Consider the following 18900-nt stretch of genomic DNA (forward strand, 5'->3'; position numbering starts at 1 on the left):
TCAGCAGAATCCTTTAATGCAAAGATAAAAGCCTTTAGGGCTCAGTTTAGAGGAGTGAAAAATGTAGAATTCTTCTTATATAGATTAACCACAATTTTTGCTTAAACACAACAATTAGGCTTGATCCTTTTTTAATGCACTGAAAAGACACAGTAAAAAACACAGGGAAATAAAAAACCCCTGATTATCTATTTGATTATCAAGGGTTTTCGTTTTTAAAGGTGGTGCCTCCAGGAATCGAACCAGGGACACAAGGATTTTCAGTCCTTTGCTCTACCAACTGAGCTAAGGCACCAGTTGCTTATTGTTGTAAGCGGGTGCAAATATATATTCATTTTTATAATCTCACAAAGGAAAATTTAAAAAAATGCTTTTGTAATTTAGCCGGCACAACTAATTCCTATGAATTTAATTATTGATATTGGTAATTCTGCCGTAAAAAGTGCTGTATTTCAGGATGCTAAAATTTTGAGGTCTTATGTGTTTCCATTTGAAAATTTTTCAGAAAATTTTCAGAAAATTAAAAAAGACTACCCGCAAATAGGTTTTTCAATGCTTTCTTCAGTGATAAAAGATACTTTTGAGATCGAAAAAATACTGAAAAGAGAGACTAAACTTTTTGTGCTGGGAGAAAATACAAGGCTTCCGTTTAAAAATAATTATGCCTCTCCTCAAACTTTAGGAAAAGACCGTTTAGCACTTGTGGCAGCCGGTTCTTTAAAATATCAAAACAAAAACCTACTAGTTATAGATGCGGGCACCTGTATTACTTTTGATTTTAAAAACGATAAAAATGAATATTTAGGTGGCGCTATTTCGCCGGGTTTACAAATGCGACTAAAAGCACTTCATAATTTTACCGCCAAACTTCCGTTAGTTAAATTGGAAGAAAATATTGCATTAATTGGTGATTCTACTAAAAATAGTATTCTATCTGGAGTATTAAACGGTGTAGCAGCCGAGCTTGATGGAATAATTGATCGCTACAAGGCTGATTATAAATATTTAACAATTATTTTAACAGGAGGGGATAGTCAAATTTTGTCAAAGCGGGTAAAAAATGGCATATTTGCCAACCCGAATTTTCTTTTAGAGGGATTAAACTACATTTTAGAATTTAACAAGACTCAATGATTAAACGATTTATAGTAATCGTAGCTGTTTTTTTTACAGTTGTTGCTACAGCACAGGAGAATGTATCTTCACCCTATTCTTACTACGGAATTGGCCTTAACACTTTTAAAGGAACTGTAGAAAACAGATCTATGGGTGGCTTAAGTATGTTTTCAGATAGTATTCACCTTAACCTTAGAAACCCTGCAGGCTATGGTAGATTAAGAAGAACAACTTACGCCCTGGGAGGTTCCCATGAGCAATTAACCTTAAACTCAGATTCTGCAGAAGATAAGGCAAAAGTTTCTTCTTTAGATTATTTAGCAATTGGTATACCGGTGGGAGGAAATTTAGGTTTTGCTTTTGGCGTTTTACCTTATACCTCTGTAGGATATCAAATTCTGGATATTCGGGAAGATGTGGCTAGCAGGCTGGAAGGTCGTGGCGGGATGAATAAAGTTTTTCTTTCGGCAGGATATCAGGTAATTCCTTCTTTAAGCCTTGGGGTAGATGTTAATTATAACTTCGGAAACCTTCAAAATCGTAGAACGCTTATTAGAGATGAGGTTCAATTAGGTTCTCGTGATGTAAGCAGGTCAGATTTACTGGGTTTTAGCTATAATTTTGGTGCCGATTTTCAAAAGCGATTAAAAAACGGACTTAAACTGCACGCAGCGGCAACGTATTCACCAACTACAACTATAGATGCTGAAAATTCCAGGCAATTAGCCACTATTGCTTTTTCGCCAAACGGGGGAGAGTCTGTAGTAGAGGAACGCGATCTAAATGTAGCAGACTCAGAGTTAACCCTGCCCGCTAAATACACAATTGGTTTAGGATTGGGAAGGCCCAATAAATGGTTTTTTGGTGGGGAATATGTAAGTACAGATGATAATTCATTTTTAAGTGTAAACGGTGCTGGCGGTGCAAATGCAAATTTTGCAAATGCGGCCCAGTATAAGTTTGGTGGGTATTTTATTCCACAATATAATTCAATCACCAACTATTTTAATCGTATTGTATACCGTGCAGGATTCAGGTTTGAAGAAACAGGTTTAAATATCAATAACCAGGACATTAATGAGTTTGGCATCACTTTTGGAGTTGGACTACCTGTAGGACCAGGATTTTCTAATATAAACCTTGGATTTGAATATGGACAGCGCGGTACCACAGATTCAGGTTTAATTCAGGAAGATTTCTTTAGGCTTTCAGTAGGGCTTTCCCTTACCGAAGCCAGGAGATGGTTTGAAAGAAGAAAATTTAATTAACCACAATAATAAAACAAGAAAATGAAAGCGAGATTTATAGCATTAATTACGGGAGCCGTTTTAGGTTCAAGTGTTCTAAGCGCACAGTCTAATGATTGTGCAACAATGGCTGCCCTGGCTTATGACGATGCCAAAGCCAAGAATTATGAGGCCGCTTACGAACCTTTAATGAAAGTGAGAGAAGAGTGTCCAAAATATAGTTTGGCTACTTTTCAATATGGTGAACGTGCTCTTAACTATAAAATTGAGAACGCTGAAGGTGCCGAAAAAGAACAGTATATAGAAGAGCTTATTAGCCTTTGGGAAGAACGTTTGGAATTGTTTCCTAATAAAACTTCTAAAGGAAAAATCTATTCTGATATTGCTCAGTTAAGATATGACAATAAAATAGGTACTAAAGAAGAATTATATAACGCTTTTGATAAAGTGTATACCGAAGATCGTGAGAACTTTACCAGCCCAAAAGGTTTGTATGCTTATTTTGATCTAATGGTAGAAATGCAAGATGCAGGAGATAGAGAACTTCAGGATGTTTTTGATAATTACGATAAAGTAATGGAGAAAATTGAAGAAGAAGAAAATGATGCTGCAGAAAGATTAGCTCCTTTATTAAAAAAGCAGGAGGAAGGTGAAGAACTTACTTCAAAAGAGAAAAAGCAAATTGAATATGCTGAAATTAACCTTAAAAACTACAACCTTGTAAAAGGAAGTATTAATGCTAAATTAGGTGCTAGAGCAGATTGTGATAATTTGATTCCTCTTTATAAGAAAGATTTTGAAGCTAAGAAGTCTGATGTTTCCTGGTTACAGAATGCTAACGCGAGATTATCTGCTAAAGATTGTACTGAAGATCCATTATTCTTCCAGGTTTCTGAAGCATTACACCAGTTAGAGCCTTCTGCAAATTCTGCTTACTCTCTAGGTCAGTTAGCTGAAGCCGATGGCGATAGAGCTAAAGCTTTAGAGTACTATAACGAAGCTGCAGAATTAGAAGAAGATCCTAACGACCAGGCTAGAATTTACTATAGAATTGCTACTAACTATAAAGAAAGAGGTAGCTTTTCTCAAGCCAGAAATTACTATAGAAAAGCACTGGAGGCCAAGCCATCTTTAGGTAATGCATATTTACAAATTTCGAATATGATTGCTCAAAGTGCTAACAATTGTGGTGAAACTACTTTTGATAAAAGAGCTGTTTACTGGTTGGCTGCAGATTATGCTGCCAGAGCTGCAAGGGTAGACCCTTCTATTGCATCTAATGCAAATCAAACTGCCACTGCTTACAGAGGTAGAGCACCTCAAAAATCTGATGTATTTCAAGGCGGAAGAAGTGCGGGTGAAGCAATACAAATAGGATGTTGGATTGGGGAAACCGTGCGTATCCCACAAATGTAATATGAGGTTAACATATAAGGAAATAATAACAGGCATTGTCACGCTAACCGGCGTGACAATGCTTTTTTCATGCCAGGGTAATCTTAATGAGATTAGGGCCCTGGAAATTGAGGGTGATGCCCCGCAAGCTATTGCCGAAGGTATTAATCTAAAATATACCGATTCTGGTAGGATGGTGGCTAATTTAAAAAGCCCCAGAATGATGGATTTCACAAATAAAGAATTTCCTTACCGCGAATTTCCCGAAGGTTTGGAACTGGAGATTTTTGACGAAAATAACGAGAAAAGTACGGTTACTTCAGACTACGGAATTATTTACGATGGTACCAACCTTATAGATTTACAGGGAAATGTGGTGATATTTACAGCCGATAGTATGCGGCTGGAAGCTTCACAGTTGTTTTGGGATCAAAATATTAACTGGATTTTTACCGATAAACCTAATACCATTAAATTTCCAAATGGAGCACTTAACGAAGGGGAAGGTTTTGATGCTAATCAAAATTTCGGTAATTTTCGCTCCAGAACCAATGTGGGAGTGCAAATTATAAAAGACAATAAATCAGATGAGTAAATATTTTAAATACTTTGAATACGCTTATTTGTTTATAGCGGTTTTCTTTCTGTACGAGAGTATTCGCATTTGGAATACCGAGCGTAGCAGGGCATATTTATTCATCTTTTTCGTGGTAATATCTATCTTTATGTTCTTCTTTAAAAGAAGATTTAGACGAAAAATAGAAGAGCGTAACAAGCAGGAATAATGGAAGTTGAAATTCTTATCATTGTCCTTTCCTTAATTTTATCTGCTTTCTTTTCCGGGATGGAAATCGCTTATATTTCTTCAAATAAAATCTATATAGAAATAGAAAAGCGCCAAAACGATTTTCTGGCGACCATTCTAAAAAGATTGACCAAAAAACCTTCAAAATTTATCGCTACCATGCTGGTAGGGAATAATATTGCCCTGGTGGTGTACGGTTTTTTTATGGGAGATCTACTTATGCTTTGGCTTGAAGGGCTTCAACCTGTAAATAACGCCTTTCTGGAATATTTTATCGTAGATCTCAACTTATTTACCCAAACCGTAATTTCTACGTTGGTAATTTTGCTTACTGCCGAGTTTCTTCCAAAGGTGTTTTTTCAAATCTATGCGAATTCCATGTTGAAGTTTTTTGCAGTGCCGGCTTATATTTTTTACCTGGTTTTTAGCTTTATTTCCTCTTTTGTAATATGGATTTCTGATGTTATTCTGAAAAGATTTTTTAAAACTGAAGGAGATGAGGTACAACTCGCTTTTAGCAAAGTTGAGCTGGGAAATTTCATCAACGAGCAAATGGAAACCGTAGAAGATGATGATGAAGTAGATTCTGAAATTCAGATCTTTCAAAATGCACTTCAGTTTTCAGATATTAGAGCGCGGGAAGTGATGGTACCAAGAACCGAAATCATTGCGGTAGATCAACACCAGGCGCCAAAAGATCTTGTAAATACTTTTACCGAAACCGGGCTTTCCAAGCTTCTAATTTATAACGAAACCATAGACGATGTAATTGGGTATGTTCACTCCTTCGAACTTTTTAAAAAGCCCGAATCTATAAAATCTATATTGTTACCGGTGGTTTTTGTGCCCGAAACCATGTGGGTAAAAGATGTATTAAATAATCTTACTAAAAAACGAAAAAGTATAGCCGTGGTTATAGATGAGTACGGTGGTACAAGTGGGATGATTACTGTAGAAGATATAGTAGAAGAACTTTTTGGTGAAATTGAAGACGAGCACGATCCCGTTGTACTTACCGAAGAAGATTTAGGAGAAAATCATTATAAATTTTCAGCCCGTTTAGAAGTAGATTATCTAAACGAGAACTATAAATTCAGTATTCCTGAAGGAGAAAATTATGAAACCCTTGGAGGATATATTGTGAATCACACCGAGGAAATTCCGCAGCAAAACGAAGAATTAGAGGTAGATAATTTTTCATTTAAAATCCTGGAAGTTTCCAATACCAAAATAGAATTGGTAGAGTTAAAAATAAAACCCGCAGATTAATTAGCGATTAGTTAATATTTTGCTAATTATAAGTTTTATAATTAGGTTAAAAACATTATTTTCGCCCACTATATTTCGATAAAATAACAACTACAAATGGCAGTATTAAATAAAATCAGACAACGTTCTGTTTTCTTAATCATCATCATTGCATTGGCACTTTTTTCTTTTGTGCTTGCAGATGTGATTCGTAACGGCGGTTTTTCTTCGCAAAAAGACCAGAATACCATCGCAACTATTAATGATGAAGAGGTGAGTAGGGAAGATTTTGCCCGGCAGGTAGAAGCTTACCAGCGTAACATGGGCTCCAATGCTAGCACTGCCCAGGCAGTAAACCAGGTTTGGGAACAAACCCTTCGTGAAACCATTCTTAAAGAAGAAATGGAAAAGCTTGGTATAAGAGCCGGTAAAGCTCAAATTAGAGAAGTAATGCGTATGCAAATGGGGAATAATCCTGCTTTTAGAAACGAAGCCGGGATGTTTGATGAGAACCGTGTACGTGAATATATTGCCAGCATTAGATCTACCCAGCCTCAAGCTTACGAGCAGTGGTTGCAAATGGAGAGCAATATGGGCGATATGGCCCGCCAGAATATGTATTTCTCTATGGTAACTGCAGGAATTGGTGCAACACTTACCGAGGCCGAGCAAGCTTATCGATTTGAGAATAACAGCGTAGACCTTCGCTTTGTACAATTGCCTTATTCTTCTATTCCAGATGAGGAAGTTGAGGTAAATAAAGATGAAATTAGAAATTATATAAAAGAAAATCCGTCACAATTTGAAACCGAAGCTTCAAGAAATATTAGATATGTTTATTTTGAAGAAAAAGCTTCAAATGAAGATGTGCAGGAAGCTGAAGATGCTTTAACTTCTTTACTGGACAGCCGTGTAGAATATAATGCGGTAACCAGCAGTAACGATACACTTCCAGGTTTCAATAATACTCAGGATTACGAAGATTTCGTAGAATCAAATTCAGATCTTCCTTACGAGAACAGGTTTATGTTTAAAAACGAATTACCTTCAGAATTTGCCGATGAGCTTTTTAATTTAGAACAAGGAGAAACTTTTGGACCATACCAGCATAATGGATATTTCAAAATCTCAAAATTAGTTGGAACTAAGCAAATTCCAGATTCAACAAAAGCAAGTCATATTCTTGTAGCGTACCAGGGACAACAATTTGCTCCAGATGTTACAAGGAGTAAAGAAGAAGCTGAAGCTTTGGCCGATAGTCTTGTAAATGTGATAAGAGGAAACAAAGAAAAATTTGCTGATCTGGCTGCTGAATTCTCTTCAGACCGTTCTAACAACCAGGATGGGGGAGACCTTGGATATTTTGGTCCTGGAACTATGGTGCCAGAATTTGACAGCTATGTATTTGAAAATAATGCCGGAGATGTTGGTGTTGTAGAAACCGATTTTGGTTACCACGTTATTCATATTGAAGAGCAAACTGAAAGAGAAAAAGCAGTAAAAATTGCGACTATTGCGAGAGAGTTAGAGGCTTCAGAACGTTCCAGAAACAACCTGTTCAACGAAACTACTAAGTTTGAAATTGCGGCAGGTGAAGGAGATTTCACAGAAGTTGCTAAAGAGGGCAATTATAACGTAAGAACCGTTAATAATGTGAAAGCCCTGGATGAGAACATTCCCGGAGTAGGAAACCAGAGAAGAATTGTGCAATGGGCTTTTGAAGAGGACGCAAGCGTTGGAGACATAAGACGTTTTGATATTCCTTCAGGATACGTTGTTGCTCAATTAACAGCTAAGAATAAAGAAGGATTGATGACGGCTGAAAACGCTTCATCTAAAGTAATTCCTATTCTTACCAAGCAAAAGAAAGCTGAAATCCTTAAAGAGAAAATTAATAGCAAGGATCTTCAGGAAATTGCTTCTGCCAACAATACTATGGTACAAACAGCCAATGCTGTAAACCTTTCAAGCCCAACTTTACCGGGAGCAGGAAGAGAGCCTGAAGTTGTAGGTTCGGTTTTCGCTTTAGAGCCTGGATCTGTAAGTAACCCAATTGCCGGAGAAAAAGGAGTTTATGTAGTAGAGCTTGAAAGTAAAAATGAAGCTCCTGCTATGAATTCTTACCGCGGAATTGCCGAACAGGAAACTACCAGCAGAAGGCAAAACGCTTCCCAAAGACTTTTTGAAGCCTTGCGTAAAAAAGCAGATATTGAAGACAATAGGGCTAGGTTCTATTAGTAGAATAAGCCATTAAATATAAAGCCCCGGTAAATTTTACCGGGGCTTTTTTGTTTCCAAACAATTTAGATGCTGAAACAAGGTCAGCATGACGGTGGGAGGTTTCGTTCAAGCATCGTCACTCTGAACTTGTTTCAGGGTCTAAGCTCTTAAGAACCGGTTTTACAGAATAATATCTTCAAAAGCGAAAATAGTAGAGAAACCTTTATGGCTGAAATATTTAAAAACTTCTTCTCTTTCACCGGTAGCCATTACAAAGTCGCCGCCCCAACCGCCAAGACTTTTTATTGCTCCCGGGAAATCTGGAAAGCGCTCCTGTTTTACTTTTGGAGTTTGCAAAGCTTTGGAAAGTAAAGTCTCGTGAATATTAATTAAAAGCTCAAATTCGATGAGACTGCTACAGTTTATAAATTGTTCGGTAAGCGAGGAAATTTTTTCTGTAAGTCCGGTTTTATTTTCTTCGGGTAGCGCTTTATAATGTTCAATAGCATCGCGGCTATTTTTTTTCTCATTCAAGTAAACAAAAAAGATATTTTCTGCAAATTCAGGATAAAAATTAGCCTTTAAAGCCGAAGGGCCATTTTCAGTAATTTGATAAGTTACCGGTTGACTGTTTTGCGCCGCAGCGAGATCATAACCACTGCCTCCAAAAGTGTTTTTAAGCAGCTTGTAGGCGTCAATTTCAAACCAGTCGGCAATATTATTGATTAAAGTTGAGGACGTCCCTAAACCCCAGTTTCTATTAAAGTTCAATCGGGTGGTAATCTCAATTCCCATTTTTTCTTCTGAAAATATTTTAGGGTTTAATTGGTGTGCAACATTCAGTATTTGTACAAGTTTCTTTCCGATATTTTCTTCGCCCTGAAGTATTTCAATTTCTCTATTCTTTAAACCAAACTCGCCCTGAAACCACAGTTTCTCGTTTTCATCAAAACTATTCCATTCAATATTCTTTCCTTCAGAAGTTTTTACTTCCAGCGACTGACCAAATTTTGTGGGTATGGCCAGTGCTTTTGCGCCGTCCAAAACAGCATATTCTCCTGTGATTAAAAGTTTTCCGTTACTGTAAAACTCTTTCATGAATTGCGTAATTTTTTTAATTCTTCTACCGCGCTGCTGTGGGTCACCGTATTATTAGTAAAGTATTGAATAAGGATTTTCTTCTCGGCTTCAGTAGCTTTATGTTGATTTAAAATATTCATTAAATGCATTTTCATATGGCCTTGCTGAATCCCCGTGGTAGTAAGAGAATTAATTGCCGCAAAGTTTTGTGCCAGGCCGGCAACGGCTACAACTTTCATTAATTCCCGGGCGGTAGGCTGCTGTAAAATATCTAAAGCAAGTTTTACTAAAGGATGCAAACTTGTTAATCCCCCAACAGTTCCAAGTGCTAAAGGAATTTCAATCCAGAATTTAAAAATACCATTTTCAATACTGGCGTGAGTTAAACTTGAGTACTTTCCTTTACGTGAGGCATAAGCATGAATACCGGCTTCTACAGCTCTAAAATCGTTTCCGGTAGCCAAAACTACAGCATCAATCCCATTCATAATTCCTTTATTATGGGTCACGGCACGATAAGGTTCTACTTCGGCAATATTCACGGCCTGTATAAATTTCTTTGCGAAATCTTCAGCGTTTAAATCTTTGTTTTCATTGAGCTCTTCTACCGGGCAGGAAACTTCAGCTCTCACTAAACATTCTGGCACATAGTTAGAAAGAATGCTCATTATAATTTCAATATTCCTTTCTTCCGAAGAAAAATCGGCATATTGCTGAGCTTCATTTTCAAAAACTTCTGCGAATTTTTCCAGGCAGGAATTTATAAAATTCGCTCCCATGGAATCTTTAGTTTCAAACTCGCAATGCAGCTGATAATAATTAGCGATTTCAGCAGTTTTATCTTTCAGTTTTATATCTAAAACCCCGCCACCGCGTTTTTCCATATTACGGGTAATAGGTCTTACCGCTTCCAAAAGTTTAGGTTTGGTGGCTTCAAAGAACTGTTTTAGTTTCTCCTTATTTCCAAAGAAATTAAAATGAACCTGGCCTATTTTTTTGGTATCTATTACTTCAGCTTTAAATCCGCCTCGGGTTCTCCAGAATTTAGCGGCTTTACTCGCAGCTGCGATTACCGAGCTTTCTTCAATGGCCATAGGAATTGCGAGCAAGTCTCCGTTAATCAGGAAATTCGGCGCCAGACCAAAAGGCAGGTAGAAGTTTGAAAGGGTATTTTCGGTAAATTCGTCGTGAAGTTGTTGTAACCTGGAATCTTCGTTCCAGTATTGTCTAAGTATAGCAACATCTTCGGGGCGGTCTTTCAGGTAGGTTTCAGCCAACCAGTCTATTTTTTCCTTCTTCGTAAGTTTGGAAAATCCGCTGATAGGTTTTATCATTTTCAAGCTAATTTATAGAGCGCAAAGATACAATTGTTATTTAAGGGAAGCGGACTTTAGGTTTTTAGAAAACACAGCGGAATATTTCTTTAACAAATCCTTAGTATTTAACACTCAAATCCTACTTTTTTTGCTGAAAATTTAGTAAACTTGGCAATCAAAATTCATTCTATAAATTTTATGAAGTTCTCCAAAATACTGGTTGGGTTGTTAATAGCGGCAACCTCAACAATTTACGCGCAGGATAAGGAAATTAGCCTCGAAGAAATCTACGACGGCACCTTTAGACAGGAACGTTTACAATCCCTACAATCTTTAGATAATGGTAAAGAATACCTGGTTTTAAATCGCGATCGCGAGGCAAATACTACGAGCATAGATGTGTATTCTTATAAAAGTGGCGAGAAAGTTAGAAGCCTCTTAAATAGTAAAGATCTTAGTGAAATTTCAGGTTTCCAGGGATTTGAGCTTAGTGAAAATGAAGATAAGATTTTGCTTTCTACCGAGTTGGAGCAAATTTATCGCCGTTCTTCCCGCGGAATTTATTATATCTACGATGTAGAAGATAAAACGCTTACCAAGTTAAGCGACAATAAAGTTCAGGAGCCAACTTTCTCTCCAGATGCTTCTAAAGTAGCTTACGTTTTTGAAAATAATATTTACACTTACGATATCGCTACGGGCGAAGAAACTCAGGTGACTACAGATGGTGAGAAAAACAAGCTGATAAATGGAGTTACCGATTGGGTTTATGAAGAGGAATTTGCTTTTGTAAGAGCTTTCGATTGGAATAAAACCGGAACTCATTTAGCTTACCTTAAGTTTGATGAAACTGAAGTTCCTGAATTTTCAATGGATATGTTTGGGCAGGATCTTTATCCAAGTCAGCAGGCTTTTAAATATCCTAAAGCCGGAGAAACAAATTCTGAAGTTTCTCTTTATACTTATGAGTTAGCTGATAAAGAAAGTGAAAAAGTTGAGCTTGGAGGATATGAAGATTTTTATATTCCAAGAATTAAATGGACCCAGGATCCTGAGATTTTAAGCGTACAGGTTTTAAACAGGCACCAGAACAATTTGGATCTTATTTTCGTAGATGCTGAAGATAACGAAGCTGAAGTGGTAATGAATGAGACTGATGAAGCTTATATAGATATCACAAACAACCTTACTTTTCTTGAAGACAACAGTTTTATTTGGACTAGCGAAAAGGACGGTTGGAACCATATTTATCTTTATGATGAAGATGGCGAACTGGAAAAACAGGTTACCGAAGGAAACTGGGAAGTAACTGATTATTATGGCTACGATAAAGACTCTAAAAAGATCTTCTATCAATCTACAGAAAACGGAAGCGTAAACCGCGATGTATATTCTATAAAGATTAACGGTAAAAACAAAACCCGTTTAACTAAAAAAGAGGGGATGAATAGCGCCGATTTTAGCGCAGACTATACCTATTTCATCAATTCTTACACAAGCACAGAAACACCTTATGAGTTCACCTTACATAATGCGAAAAACGGTAAACTGGTAAGAAAGATTAAGGATAATTCGGCTTTACTGGAAAAAGAAGCGGCTTATAATTTCGCTCCAAAAGAACTAAGCACTATTGAAGTGAACGGTAACAAGCTTAATATGTGGATGATTAAGCCAAATGATTTTGACGAGAATAAAGAATATCCATTATTAATGTTTCAATATTCAGGGCCAGGTTCACAGTCGGTTTCAAACTCTTACTTCGGCACCAACGATTACTGGTATCAGCTGCTCGCTAACGAGGGTTATATTATAGCAACCGTAGATGGACGTGGTACAGGATTTAAAGGTGCAGACTTTAAAAAGGTTACTCAAAATGAATTGGGTAAATATGAAGTTGAAGATCAAATTGCGGCTGCCCAAAAACTTGGCGCACGAGATTATATAGATGAAAACCGAATTGGAATTTGGGGATGGAGCTACGGTGGTTTTATGTCTTCTAACGCCATTTTAAAAGGAAATGACACTTTCTCTATGGCAATAGCCGTGGCGCCGGTAATTAGCTGGAGATTTTACGATACCATCTATACCGAAAGATATATGACTACGCCTCAGGAAAACCCTTCCGGTTATGATGAGAATTCACCTATAAACCACGCAGAAAAATTAAAAGGAGATTATCTTTTAATTCACGGTGGGGGAGACGATAATGTACACCTTCAAAATACCATGAGAATGGTGGAAGCTCTAGTACAGGCAAACAAGCAATTTGATTGGGCTATTTATCCAGATAGAAACCACGGAATTTACGGCGGAAATACAAGGTTACATCTATACACAATGATGACCGATTTTATAAAAGAAAAACTATAATCTAAATGGCAACAGTAACAAACAGAGCGCCTCAAAAAGAACTTTTTGGGCATCCGGTAGGACTTTATATTTTATTTTTTACCGAAATGTGGGAACGCTTTTCCTATTATGGAATGCGTGCTATCCTGGTTTTATATTTAGTAAGTGCCACTACAGACGGCAATGCCGGTCTTGGCTGGACTCAGGGAGAAGCATTAGCACTATACGGCTGGTATACCATGCTCGTTTACGTAGCTTCCATCCCCGGTGGAATTATAGCCGATAAATTATTAGGACAGAAAAAAACCGTGCTTTGGGGAGGAATAATCCTGGTTGCAGGTCACGGAATTCTAGCGGTTGAAGAAATGTGGGCCTTTTATAGTGGTCTGGGATTAATTATTGTTGGAGTAGGGATGCTTAAACCTAATATTTCTACAATGGTTGGTGGTTTGTATAAACCCGGTGATATTAGAAGAGATAAAGGTTTTACTATTTTTTATATTGGGATTAACCTGGGAGCTTTTCTTTCCAGCCTTATTGTTGGTGGAGTGGGAGAATTTATAGGATGGCACTGGGGCTTTGGTCTGGCCGGTATAGCAATGGCATTTGGTCTTATAGTTTATTTATGGGGGCAAAAATACCTGGTTAACGTAGGAAACCTATTATCTAAAGCAGAACGTAGCGAAGGAGCTTCCTTAACCGGACTCTTTGGAGATTTATTTAATTCTCCAGTACAATTGGTGATTTCTGCAGTTTTAATGATTGGGTCTATTTACGTGCTTATTGCCGAATCTGTTCCTTACGGATTGCTTTGTATCTTTTTAACCCTGGTAATCGCTATGATGCTTATGGTTTATAAAGATCTTACTACGCAGGTTATGAAAGACAGGTACGTGGTAATGCTATTATCTTTTATACTCGTAATTGTATTTTGGGGTGCTTTTGAGCAAGCCGGTGGTTTGATGAATATTTATGCTTTAGACAAAACAAACAGGTCTTTACCTTTTGCAATTCCATTTATTGGAGATGAAGTACCCGCTTCCTGGTTTCAATCGCTAAATGCACTCTTCATAATTTCCTTTGGGGTACTTGTAGCTAATTTCTGGGCACGTAGAAAGCTTAAGAATAAAGAAGCTTCATCCATTTTTAAAATGGCGATAGGAGTTATTATTATGGGCCTTGGTTTCGTCTTTATGGCGGCAGCTTCTATTCAGTTTGAAGCTAATGGATCTTCAGCAATGTACTGGTTAGTTTTGGCTTATTTATTCCATACCATAGGAGAATTAAGTTCTTCGCCGGTAGCACTTTCATTTATTACAAAACTAGCTCCAATAAAGTATGCGTCTTTAATGATGGGAGTTTATTTTGCTGCTACAGGTCTTGGAAATAAGCTTGCAGGAATCTTAGGTGAATTTGCATCAGATGCAGGTGATCTTGCAATATTTTCAGGAATTACCATTTTTACTATTGTTTTTGCCGTAATCGTTTTAATAATGCTAAAACCTTTAAAACGTCTTACGCACGGAGTAGAAGATGAAGAGCGCGAAATGCTGGAACAGGAGCAATATGAAATTGCCGATACCGAAAGAGATAGGAAATAAACTTAAAATGACATTAAAAACAAAAAACGTTCTTTAATTTTAGGAACGTTTTTTGTTTTCCTGTTAGGTTCAGGATGTAAATCGACCAAGTGTTTAAAATATTCAGAATAATGCAGAAACTTACTTTTTTTATTTTCTTTATTTTTATAGGAGTTGGTGTTCAAGCTCAGGAGATTAACTGGATGAGTATGAACGAGGCGCTGGCAGCACAGGAAAAAGAACCAAAAAAGATATTTATGGATGCCTATACCGTATGGTGCGGCCCCTGTAAAATGTTAGATAAAAATACCTTTACCAATAACGATGTGATCGAGTTTGTAAATGAAAATTATTATCCGGTAAAGTTTAATGCTGAAGGGCCTGAGGAAATTGATTTTAAAGGACAGCTATTTAAAAATCCGCAATACAATCCTGAAAAGAAGCAAAGAAGAAATTCCCCGCACCAATTGGCAAGGGCTTTAAAAATCACCGGCTATCCAAGCCTTGTTTTCTTTGACGAAGAAGCCAATTTAATTGCTCCTATTCCAGGCTATAGAACCCCACAACAGCTGGAGCTTTATTTAAAACTCTTTGCGGAAGATGAATATAAGAAAATGACTTCAAAAGAAGCTTTTGCAGAATACCAGGAGAATTTTGAAGGTTCTTTTGAGTAAAATATTTCAGATTCGAGACTAACCGCGCGTTTCAGTCTTATCGAGTAAAATTTAAGTGTTAGTTGATAGTGGGCCTTATGGTTCAGTAGAGATGCGAAAAGCCCCGTTTTTACCTGTATGGTGAAAACGGGTTTTTTGTTTTTTGGTGGTTTCTGCCCAACGGGATATATAACTATGATAGTTGCTTCCGTCGGCAACAATTATTTTTGGATTTAAACCTCTAATTAGCCGTTCTAAGTTGATTTTAGGTGAATTGCGAAGTAACACCAGGTCAGGCTTAAAATTGTTTAACTTGTAAACTGCACTGCTGTCTACAATTAAAACCGAAGTTTCAGAAAGCGCTAAAATATTCTGGATTTGCTTTTCTTCAATTTGATTGATATTCCGTCCGGTTTTATAATCTTTTAAACGGATTTCCTCTTGAATTTCATTAGCTAAATTATGATATAAAATTAGCTTTTTATCTTTTTGAATTCCTATCATAGTTTTTCTAGACTTATGAAAAACTATACTTTCTGAAGTTGAATTCTGCATTTTGCTATAGAGCATACTACTTTGAAATATTAGAATTCCGCAGAGAAAAAAAACAAGATTTCTGAAGCTTTTTTGATAGAGTAAAAGAATAAAAAAGAAAATCAATAAATAGGCACTCAGGTTTTGCCAAATATTAAAGTGAATATCGGTAAACACAAACTCTTCTTTTCCCGCCACCCAGGATATAAATTGGTTCATTAAACTGATTAGTTTTCCATAAGTTTCAGCGATAAAATTTGGGAGTAAATTCAGTAAAGAAAGTATGATAACCAAAATACCCAGTCCTAAAATAATTCCCAGTACCGGTAGTACAACCAAGTTGGAAAGGAAAAATAAGCCCGGAAACTGATGAAAATAAAATAAACTTAAAGGTAATACCCCAATCTGCGCTGCGATACTTACGCTTAATAATCCCCAGAAGTACTTTGTGATTTTAAATTTTGGTTGCCAGAGCTTAAATAATTTAGGCTGAATGGTGACAATTGCAAAAACCGCAAGATAACTCAGTTGAAAACCCACCTGAAATATGAAATAAGGATTTACAAGTAGTAAAATAAACAGCGAAATAAATAAACTGTTTAAAACACTGGTTTTTCGCCGCATTTGCATCCCGATAGCGATAAAAGAAAACATCGTTACGGCTCGAACCACTGATGGCGAAAGCCCGGCCAAAATTGTAAAGCCCCACATTAATATTATTAAAAGAATGGTTTTAAATATTAATCCGTTTTTGAAGTAATTAAAGGGTTTAAAAAGCCAGTTTAAAATGAATAAAATAATTCCCACGTGAAGTCCCGAAACCGCCAAAATATGAATCGCCCCAGCGGCGGCATATTCTTCGTAGATTTCTTTTGAAATATCCTGTCTTTGCCCCAGCAATAAAGCCTGTATTATTGCGAGCTCATTTTTTTCTATTTTAGTTTCAGAGAGTTTTTGAATAATTGTTTCTCTCAATTTCGAGGCATAACTAACCGCAGATTCTTCCTTTTCGTTTAAAATTTTTATTTCAGAATCGCCGACTTGTAACTGCTTTTCTACCCGCTGTTTCTGCATATAGTTTCGGTAATTAAAGCGATAGGGATTTAGCGGTTCGGCAATATTTTTTAGGTTATAAGGAACAAGTAGTTTCATTCCGGGGGCCAAGTCTTTATTTACTGAATCTTTTGAAATACTCAATAGAATCCTTCCTTTTACTAGCCTTGAATTTTCTGTAGAAAAAATCTTTTCAACTTCAGCGAGATAGGGTTCGTTGTAAAGATTGGGTTTAAGACTTTCGGTAATGCGAATTTGCATTATTTCAGCTTCAGAATCTTCGAGATTTATATAATGATTTGCCAGGTTTTTTGGCTGGTGAAGAAAAGCTGCTGCAACTCCCAGAGTGAAAATTAAACTCCAGGTACATATTCCGAAGAAAACATCGTCAAATATTTGGTTACGTGCCCTAAGAAAACCTGCAATGAAAAGAAGAAATAAACAACCAAAAAATATAAAAAGAGCAGTACCTGGGATTTCAAAAGAAAATCCGGTAATTATTCCCAGGATTAGGAATAGAGAAAGTTTAATTATGGTGAAATTCAAAAATTGCATCCCTATTGTTTTTTGTAGGGCGGCAATTATCTTTTGAAGATACTAAAAATTATAAAATTCGGCGAGCCATTACAAAAGTATCATTCCAATAAGGTTCTGAAAGTGAAGAAATAATAACCCCGCGAGAGGTGGAGGAGTGGATAAAATAAATATTGTCCCGTTCCTTTTCTACCACTAAACCAACGTGGTTAATTACTTTTTTATTCTTGTTGGTTTCAAAAAATAATAAATCGCCGGGGGTTACCTCCTTTATATAAAGCCGTTCGCCTTCTAAAGACATGGCGCGGGAAGTTCTGGGAACAGCGATATCTTCTTCTAAAAATGCCGTAAAAATAAGTCCGGAGCAATCCATTCCTCGTTTGGTGGTGCCGCCATATTTGTAGCGCGTGCCTTCAAAACTTTTGGCTTTAGATATGATGTTATAAACCTTATTATCTACGGGTTCAATTTCAGTGTTTCTTGAAGGAGAAACTCTTTCAGCTCGATTTTCTTCACTTTTTGTAGTAATAACTTTAGAGCGTGAGCTTCCGCAGGAAATAAGGCTAATAAGAAAAAAGCCTAAAAAAAGGAACTTAAAAACTTTCTTCATAAATCAATTTTTAATCGCTTCTACAATAAGTTTGGCGGTTTTTTCACTGGCGCCTTTTCCGCCAAGTTTTCTCTCCAGTTCAAAATAATCTTTAAAGATTCTCTTACGATTTTCTTCGTCCAGTATTTTCTTAAACTCTTTTTTCAGCGTTTTCGTATTAAAATCGTCCTGAATTAACTCTTTTACAACCTCACGTTTCATAATAAGATTTACCAAAGAAATATAATCAAGGTTTACTATTCGGCGAGCAATTTGGTAGGAAATATAGTTGCCTTTATAGCAAACCACTTCGGGAATTTTAAATAATGCGGTTTCTAAGGTTGCCGTGCCCGATGTTACCATAGCAGCGTGAGAGAGGCTAAGTATATCGTAAGTTCTATTCATTATTAATTTTATATTCTTTTGCTTAATAAAAGGAGCGTAGAACTCTGCATCCTGGCTGGGAGCACCGGCAATTACAAATTGATATTCAGGGAAATCTGGGGTAATACTTAACATAACCTCCAGCATTTTTGAAATTTCCTGTTTTCGGCTTCCGGGTAATACTGCAATTATTGGCCTATCGTCTAATTGATATTCTTCTTTTACTGCTGCTACATCGGGAAGATCTTTTTGGCCAATGGCATCAATAAGCGGGTGACCTACAAAATGAACGGGGAAATTATGTTTTTCTTCATAAAATTCTTTTTCAAAAGGCAGGATCACGTACATATAATCTATATCGCGCTTTATTGCCTGAATTCGGTTTTCTTTCCAGGCCCAAATTTGTGGAGAAATGTAGAAATGCGTTTGGTAAGCTTCCTTTTTGGCCCATTTGGCAATTCTTAAATTGAAGCCGGGATAATCTATAAAAATAATGGCGTCTGGATTAAAAGTGCTAATATCTTTTTTGCAAAACGAAATATTACTTAAAATGGTTTTTAAGTTAAAAAGTACTTCGGCAAAACCCATAAAAGCAAGTTCCCGGTAATGTTTTACCAGTTCACCTCCCTGCGCCTGCATAAGATCACCACCCCAAAACCTAAATTCAGCTTCAGGATCGGTTTGTTTTAACGCGCGCATTAGATTAGAAGCGTGAAGGTCTCCAGAAGCTTCTCCTGCTATTATGTAATATTTCATATTTATAAAATTTATCCCAGTTTCGGCATTGAATACAAACT

Annotated in this window: 15 protein-coding genes and 1 tRNA gene; 10 read left to right on the top strand and 6 right to left on the bottom strand. The window is 36.8% G+C overall.

The window, feature by feature from the left end; all coding sequences use genetic code 11:
• Positions 1 to 222: 222 nt before the first annotated feature.
• Positions 223 to 295, bottom strand: a tRNA-Phe gene (locus J0871_RS06895).
• A 107-nt stretch (positions 296 to 402) separates the two neighbouring features.
• On the opposite strand from J0871_RS06895, the gene J0871_RS06900 reads away from it, so the two are divergent.
• The 7 genes from J0871_RS06900 (at position 403) to J0871_RS06930 (ending at position 8049) form a co-directional block, all read left to right on the top strand.
• Entirely contained in the window at positions 403 to 1134 is a 732-nt protein-coding gene (locus J0871_RS06900) for a type III pantothenate kinase (protein WP_208224431.1), read from the top strand.
• On the top strand, positions 1131 to 2384 hold the full coding sequence (locus J0871_RS06905) for a hypothetical protein (RefSeq protein WP_208224433.1): 1254 nt from the start codon (positions 1131 to 1133) through the stop codon (positions 2382 to 2384). Before J0871_RS06900 ends, J0871_RS06905 begins: the two co-directional genes overlap by 4 nt.
• 21 nt (positions 2385 to 2405) lie before the next feature.
• Positions 2406 to 3779: a tetratricopeptide repeat protein gene (locus J0871_RS06910; protein ID WP_075325838.1), complete on the top strand. Its 1374-nt coding sequence runs from the start codon at positions 2406 to 2408 to the stop codon at positions 3777 to 3779.
• A 1-nt stretch (position 3780) separates the two neighbouring features.
• Positions 3781 to 4353: an LPS export ABC transporter periplasmic protein LptC gene (gene lptC, locus J0871_RS06915; protein WP_075325839.1), complete on the top strand. Its 573-nt coding sequence runs from the start codon at positions 3781 to 3783 to the stop codon at positions 4351 to 4353.
• Positions 4346 to 4543, top strand: coding sequence for a hypothetical protein (locus J0871_RS06920; RefSeq protein WP_075325840.1), 198 nt, complete (start codon positions 4346 to 4348; stop codon positions 4541 to 4543). Before lptC ends, J0871_RS06920 begins: the two co-directional genes overlap by 8 nt.
• Positions 4543 to 5832, top strand: coding sequence for a hemolysin family protein (locus J0871_RS06925; RefSeq protein ID WP_208224435.1), 1290 nt, complete (start codon positions 4543 to 4545; stop codon positions 5830 to 5832). Before J0871_RS06920 ends, J0871_RS06925 begins: the two co-directional genes overlap by 1 nt.
• Positions 5833 to 5928: 96 nt before the next feature.
• Positions 5929 to 8049: a peptidylprolyl isomerase gene (locus J0871_RS06930; protein ID WP_208224437.1), complete on the top strand. Its 2121-nt coding sequence runs from the start codon at positions 5929 to 5931 to the stop codon at positions 8047 to 8049.
• A gap of 162 nt (positions 8050 to 8211) precedes the next feature.
• On the opposite strand, the gene J0871_RS06935 is transcribed toward J0871_RS06930, so the two are convergent.
• Positions 8212 to 9129, bottom strand: a complete 918-nt coding sequence (locus J0871_RS06935; RefSeq protein ID WP_208224440.1) for a GYDIA family GHMP kinase — start codon at positions 9127 to 9129, stop codon at positions 8212 to 8214.
• A complete protein-coding gene (locus J0871_RS06940) occupies positions 9126 to 10445 on the bottom strand; it encodes a hydroxymethylglutaryl-CoA reductase, degradative (RefSeq protein WP_208224441.1) in 1320 nt (439 codons plus the stop codon). Before J0871_RS06940 ends, J0871_RS06935 begins: the two co-directional genes overlap by 4 nt.
• 180 nt (positions 10446 to 10625) lie before the next feature.
• On the opposite strand from J0871_RS06940, the gene J0871_RS06945 reads away from it, so the two are divergent.
• From J0871_RS06945 to J0871_RS06955, 3 genes are all read left to right on the top strand, one after another.
• A complete protein-coding gene (locus J0871_RS06945; protein ID WP_208224443.1) occupies positions 10626 to 12797 on the top strand; it encodes a S9 family peptidase in 2172 nt (723 codons plus the stop codon).
• Positions 12798 to 12802: 5 nt separating this feature from the next.
• Entirely contained in the window at positions 12803 to 14377 is a 1575-nt protein-coding gene (locus J0871_RS06950; protein WP_208224445.1) for an oligopeptide:H+ symporter, read from the top strand.
• 110 nt (positions 14378 to 14487) lie between these two features.
• Entirely contained in the window at positions 14488 to 15030 is a 543-nt protein-coding gene (locus tag J0871_RS06955; RefSeq protein ID WP_208224447.1) for a thioredoxin fold domain-containing protein, read from the top strand.
• 75 nt (positions 15031 to 15105) lie between these two features.
• On the opposite strand, the gene J0871_RS06960 is transcribed toward J0871_RS06955, so the two are convergent.
• Genes J0871_RS06960 through lpxB form a run of 3 tightly spaced genes read right to left on the bottom strand, consistent with a single transcriptional unit; the run spans position 15106 to position 18859 of the window.
• The gene (locus tag J0871_RS06960; RefSeq protein WP_208224449.1) at positions 15106 to 17151 is read right to left on the bottom strand and encodes a ComEC/Rec2 family competence protein; all 2046 of its coding nucleotides are present in this window, start codon (positions 17149 to 17151) and stop codon (positions 15106 to 15108) included.
• 49 nt (positions 17152 to 17200) lie between these two features.
• Entirely contained in the window at positions 17201 to 17740 is a 540-nt protein-coding gene (locus tag J0871_RS06965) for a C40 family peptidase (protein ID WP_208224451.1), read from the bottom strand.
• A gap of 3 nt (positions 17741 to 17743) precedes the next feature.
• Positions 17744 to 18859, bottom strand: a complete 1116-nt coding sequence (gene lpxB / locus J0871_RS06970) for a lipid-A-disaccharide synthase (RefSeq protein WP_208224453.1) — start codon at positions 18857 to 18859, stop codon at positions 17744 to 17746.
• Between the last annotated feature and the right edge of the window lie 41 nt (positions 18860 to 18900).

The organism is Salegentibacter sp. BDJ18 (genome assembly GCF_017579965.1).
Classification (GTDB): Bacteria; Bacteroidota; Bacteroidia; order Flavobacteriales; family Flavobacteriaceae; genus Salegentibacter.